This is a genomic window from uncultured Dialister sp. (assembly GCF_900538805.1).
Classification (GTDB): Bacteria; Bacillota; Negativicutes; order Veillonellales; family Dialisteraceae; genus Dialister.
Genome location: NZ_UPZP01000131.1, coordinates 1 through 4,946 on the forward strand (window position 1 = coordinate 1; position 4,946 = coordinate 4,946).

A 4,946-nucleotide genomic window follows, 5' to 3' on the forward strand; every position below is an offset into this window, starting at 1 on the left:
CGCCCAGCGCCACATATGTCTCTACTGCCCCCTAGCACTTCCTTGTCTTCCACAGCAGCATAGCACTTCCAAAGACGATGACTGCGCCCCCTGCCCAGGAGAAAACCGTGAGCTCCTCGCCCCACAGGATCCAGCCTGCCAGGATGTGGAAAAAAATGCCCGTGTACATGGCGAAGGTCACAATGACCGGCGGAATATGGGTGCAGCCCCAGGTGAGGGCCACCTGGGCGAAGAGGGCGGAGAAGGACATGAAGAAAATCCAGAGCCAGTCTGCTCCTTCCGGCATAACCATGTGGCCCAGCATGAGAACTGCCCCGCCTATCATGGAATAGATTTGGAAATAAAAAACGATTTCCGCTCCCGAGTGTCCACCCTTTTCCGTGAGTCTGCCGATGCAGGTATAAGCGGAAGCGGTGCAGAAGGAGGAAATCACACCCAGAAGGGCATATCCGTTAAATGCGTCAAAGTTCCATACCTGCAGTACCACGGCGGCACCGGCCGCAATAACTGCCAGCCAGGGCATCACGGCGGTAGAAAGCCGGGTATGCAGGAAGATGGGTGAAAGAATGCACATGAAGAAGGCGGAAAGCTGCACCAGGATTTCCGCATCCCCCAGTTTCATTCCCAAAAGGCTGTAGAAGAAAAGGAGGATGCCAAATCCTCCAAACAATCCTCTAAGGTGAAGCAGAAGCCTGTCTTTCCCTGAAAACAGGGGTTTCCCTTCATGACGGGCGATAAGGGGAATGAAAAGGAGGCCCGCCAGCCCTCGGATAAAGGTGATTTCGCCCATGCCCAGTGGGGCGAGCACCTTGGCGCTCACGTCCATGACGGTAAATAAAAGGGCCGCCATGATGGAGGCGGATATGCCCAGTGTCATTTGTCCTTTCATGCGGTTCCTGTCTTTCACGACTAATGCCTCAAATGCCTCAAATCGGTGCTTACCTGTATTCCCCGAAAATAGGGTTCAAAGGGTTCAGAAGGTTCAGAGGGGGTGGTATCGCTCCTACGGAGCGATGAATATATATGCCGCTTCGCGGCAACGCGGCTGGCGCCGCCGACAGGCGGCATATGAAATGGCGCCCGGCAGGGCGCCTTCCTCGCCAGCGCAGCGGTACTTCATAACTACCCTTTGAACCCATCCGGGAGGCGCCAGCCGGTCCCGGATAGAACCCTGCCAGCCCAGGGCGCAGGCCCGGCGGCCGGCTCAACCCTCAGCCCCGCAGGGGCTGTCAACCTTCGGGAATACAGCCACCTGCCGCTAGTGCCTCAACAGCCAGTGACTCCATTACCTCAACGGCCCGCCTTTTCCACCATATCCAGTGCCCAGGCAGCGGCATTTCTGAAATCCTCTTCATTGGGATGCTTTTCCGCTTCCTGCAGGCGTTTCAGCCTTTCCGGCGTCATGGGATGGACCTCTGCCTTGTGTTCACTCCGCTTTCCTACATGGAAGGAGTGAACCCGTCCCTGGCAGATGAAGGTGCCAAGGCAGGTGGAATCCTTTGGCAAAAGGGCAGCGGCGGCTTCCAGATAGTCTCTGGCCGCCGGTGAATCGGGGTAGGTGCCGGCGGTGGCGTAAATGGCCACTTTCCGGTTGTGGAGGCCGGAGAGGGTTCTTCTGGCAGCCATGTCGGCGCCCCGCCTGAAGCCCCAGAATCCCACAAAGATGATGTCATAGCCGGAAACATCTTTTTCCCGGCCTTCTTCTATGATGTCCTTATCTCCCGGAAGGGCGTCATAAATGGCCTGGGCCACGGCTTTCGTATTTCCTGTACGGGATGACCATAATACTAATGATTTCATAGCAGTTCCTCCTCTGCTTTTAAAAAGAATATAATTTTCCCTTTCCCTATCATACCTAATGCAGAGGGGCCCTGTCAAAAGCCTTTGGGCTATGGATGAGCGGGCCGGTGAGTGACCGCTATCCGCTATCAGCTATCCGCTTACCGACGGACCATGGGCTGTATTCCCGGACGCCGGTAAAGAGGGCGCCGCTGACGCCAAGCTGTGTAAAAGGGTTATGTTCGCTTCGCCCAGAGGGGGCGAAATATAGAGATGGTACGGCTGTCGAATGACCGCTTGCCATCTTCTTCCCGCCGACTAGTATTTACCGGCATTTTCTCACTTGCTGTTCTTACCGAGATCCTTCACTGCGTTCAGGATGACCGTGCCCGGCGGGAAGGAACCAGCAGATAGCATGCAGCAGTAAGCAGAGAGTATCCCAGTGAACTGATGACTGCCGAACAGCAGCTCCCGCCTCTCGCCGTCATCCTGAGCGTAAGCGAAGGATCTCGGTACACGCCGTTAGTGACATACATGTGGATAAATACCAGCCGGCGGGAGCTACCAGCCGGGCACAGACAGCGGACACGAATAGATCCCTTCTACACAACCTTCAGCCCCGCGGAAGCGCCGGGCTGAAGCCCCTGCCCGCCGAAGGCGGGCGCCCCTTCCTGCGTTTGGGAATACATCCCACCGTCCATCAGGGCAGCAGTTATTTCTTCTCTTCCAGCCAGAATCCTTTCTGCAGGGCCTTTTTGCCGAACCTGGCCTGGATTTCGTCCATGGCCCGGGCGGCCCGGTTTCTTTTATCCCTCTCTTCGGAGAAGAGGGAGGCCATGGAGAGGGGCGGGCCCAGGCGGGAGGCGGTGACGCCGATGAGGCGCACCCCTTCGGTCAGGGGGATTTTACCAAGGAGGTCCATGGCGCAGCTGTAGATTTCTTCCTGCAGGCTGGTGCCTTCGTCAAAGGAGATGGCCCTGGTCACCGTGCGGAAGGAGGCGAATCGTATTTTGAGGGTCACCGTCCTGGCGGTGAGTCCCTGCTTTCTGAGTCTTTGGGCCACGATGTCGCTGTGGATGGCGATTTCCCTTTCTATGACAGCGGGGTCGGAAATATCCGTTTCATAGGTGGATTCATCGCCGATGGATTTGATTTCCCGCTGTGCCTCCACCGGCCTGTCGTCCACACCGAAGGCAAGGCGCTTCAGGAGTCCTCCCTGGTTTCCCAGAATGGCGGCAAGCTCTTCCACCGAGGCGTCCTGGATATTTCCTATGGTCCGAAAGCCTGCTTTGATCAGTTTCCCTTCCGTCACCTTCCCCACGCCCCAGAGGCGGCGCACCGGCAGGGGGCGGAGGATTTCCTTTTCCTTTCCGTAGGGAATGATGAAAAGGCCGTCGGGCTTGTCCATGTCGCTGGCCATTTTGGCCAGGAATTTATTAGGTGCAATGCCCACGGAAGCCACCAGTTCCGTTTTTTCAAGGATTTCCTTCTTAATGGCCTTCCCGATGGCGCCAAGCGTGGGATACTGGCTTCCCATGGCCGATATGTCCAGGAACGCTTCGTCCAGGGAAATGGGTTCGTAGGCCGCGGCATAGTGGAGCATGATTTCATGAATCCTGTCGGACGTTTCCTTGTACACCTGAAACCTTGGCTCCACAAAAATGCCGAAGGGGCAGAGCTCCCTTGCTTTGGAAACGGGCATGGCCGAGTGGACGCCGTATTTCCTGGCTTCATAGGAAGCGGTGGCCACTACGCCGCGGCGGCTCTTCCCGCCGACGATGACCGGCTTTCCTTTCATTTCCGGGTGGTCCCGCTGTTCCACCGACGCGAAAAAAGCGTCCATGTCCACATGCATAATCCATCGTCTCATGGCATCACCTCCTTTTCTTCATCATAGGGGCGCATCCATCATCCGTCAAGTTGGACTCTTCCTGCCGCGGCCATTATAATAGGGACAGGGCATGGGCCCTATGAAATTTTCAATAAAGAGGTGCTTTCTATGGTCAATGAAGAACGAATGAGAAAGACTTTTACAGACCTGGTCAAAATATACGCTCCCAGCAAGGGAGAGCGGGAGGTCTGCGATTACCTGAAGAAGGAGCTGAAGAAACTGGGCGCTTCCCGGATTGTGGAGGACAACGGCGGCTCCATTAACGGAGGCAATGCCGGCAACCTCATCGCCACTTTCAACGGAAACGCAGAGGGCCTTCCGTCCATCGCCTTAACCGGCCACATGGACTGCGTGGAATGCTGCCGGAACATTGAGCCGGTGCTGGAAAGCGGCGTTTTCCGCTCCAAAGGAAATACCATCTTAGGCGGCGATGACAAAGCCGGCGTCACCGCCATTCTGGAAGGGCTCCACCTGATGAAGGAAAACTACATTCCCCATGGAAAGATTACAGTCATCTTCACGGTGCAGGAGGAAATCGGTCTCTTCGGCTCCCGGAATATTGAGGAAGAGTATATCCAAAGCATTGACTTCGGCTACACCCTGGACGCCGACGGCCCTGCGGGCTCCGTCTTTAACGCAGGCCCCTCGGAATACACCCTGGACTTCATCTGCCACGGCGTGGCAGCCCACGCCGGCATGTGCCCGGAAAAGGGTACCAGCGCCATCGCCATGGCGGGCCTTGGCATCGCCGCCTGCCCCAACGGGCGTATCGATGAAGAAACTACCTGCAACCTAGGCACCATCGAAGGCGGCACCGCCGTCAACATCGTCCCCGACCGCTGCGTGGTCCACGGAGAAGCCCGGAGCCGCAGCAGCGAAAAGCTGGAGAAAGTAGTTTCTGACATGGAAAATGCCTTCCGGAAAGCTGCTGAAAAGTTCCCGGAGGGGTCTCTGGAAATTAAAAAAGAAAAGGCCTACGACGCCTTCCTGGTCAAAGAATCGGATCCGGCCCTCCGCCTCTTCAAAGGCGCCTGCAGCGCAGCGGGATTCCCTGTCAAAGTGGCTCCCTCCGGCGGCGGCAGCGATGCCAACTGGTTCGGCACCAAGGGCTTCCCCTCTGTGCTGGTGGGCGTAGGCATGAACGATTTCCATACCAATAAGGAAAACCTGAAGGAAAAGGATCTCTATGATGCCGGTGAGCTGGTGTATCGGCTGATTGAGGCGGAAAGTCACTTCGGGAAGCAGTGAGCTGACGCGTCACTGACGGCGCTAAGCT

4 protein-coding genes are annotated in these 4,946 nt (G+C 56.7%); 1 reads left to right on the top strand and 3 read right to left on the bottom strand.

Annotation, left to right across the window (positions count from 1 at the left end; translation table 11 throughout):
- Window positions 1-31: 31 nt before the first annotated feature.
- From QZQ29_RS08850 to QZQ29_RS08860, 3 genes are all read right to left on the bottom strand, one after another.
- The gene (locus tag QZQ29_RS08850) at window positions 32-877 is read right to left on the bottom strand and encodes a DMT family transporter (RefSeq protein ID WP_296962449.1); all 846 of its coding nucleotides are present in this window, start codon (window positions 875-877) and stop codon (window positions 32-34) included.
- A 413-nt stretch (window positions 878-1,290) separates the two neighbouring features.
- On the bottom strand, window positions 1,291-1,800 hold the full coding sequence (locus tag QZQ29_RS08855) for a flavodoxin family protein (protein ID WP_296962451.1): 510 nt from the start codon (window positions 1,798-1,800) through the stop codon (window positions 1,291-1,293).
- Between the two features lie 691 nt (window positions 1,801-2,491).
- On the bottom strand, window positions 2,492-3,649 hold the full coding sequence (locus tag QZQ29_RS08860; protein WP_296962454.1) for a DNA polymerase IV: 1,158 nt from the start codon (window positions 3,647-3,649) through the stop codon (window positions 2,492-2,494).
- Between the two features lie 147 nt (window positions 3,650-3,796).
- On the opposite strand from QZQ29_RS08860, the gene QZQ29_RS08865 reads away from it, so the two are divergent.
- A complete protein-coding gene (locus QZQ29_RS08865) occupies window positions 3,797-4,918 on the top strand; it encodes a M20/M25/M40 family metallo-hydrolase (RefSeq protein WP_296962456.1) in 1,122 nt (373 codons plus the stop codon).
- Window positions 4,919-4,946 lie beyond the last annotated feature (28 nt).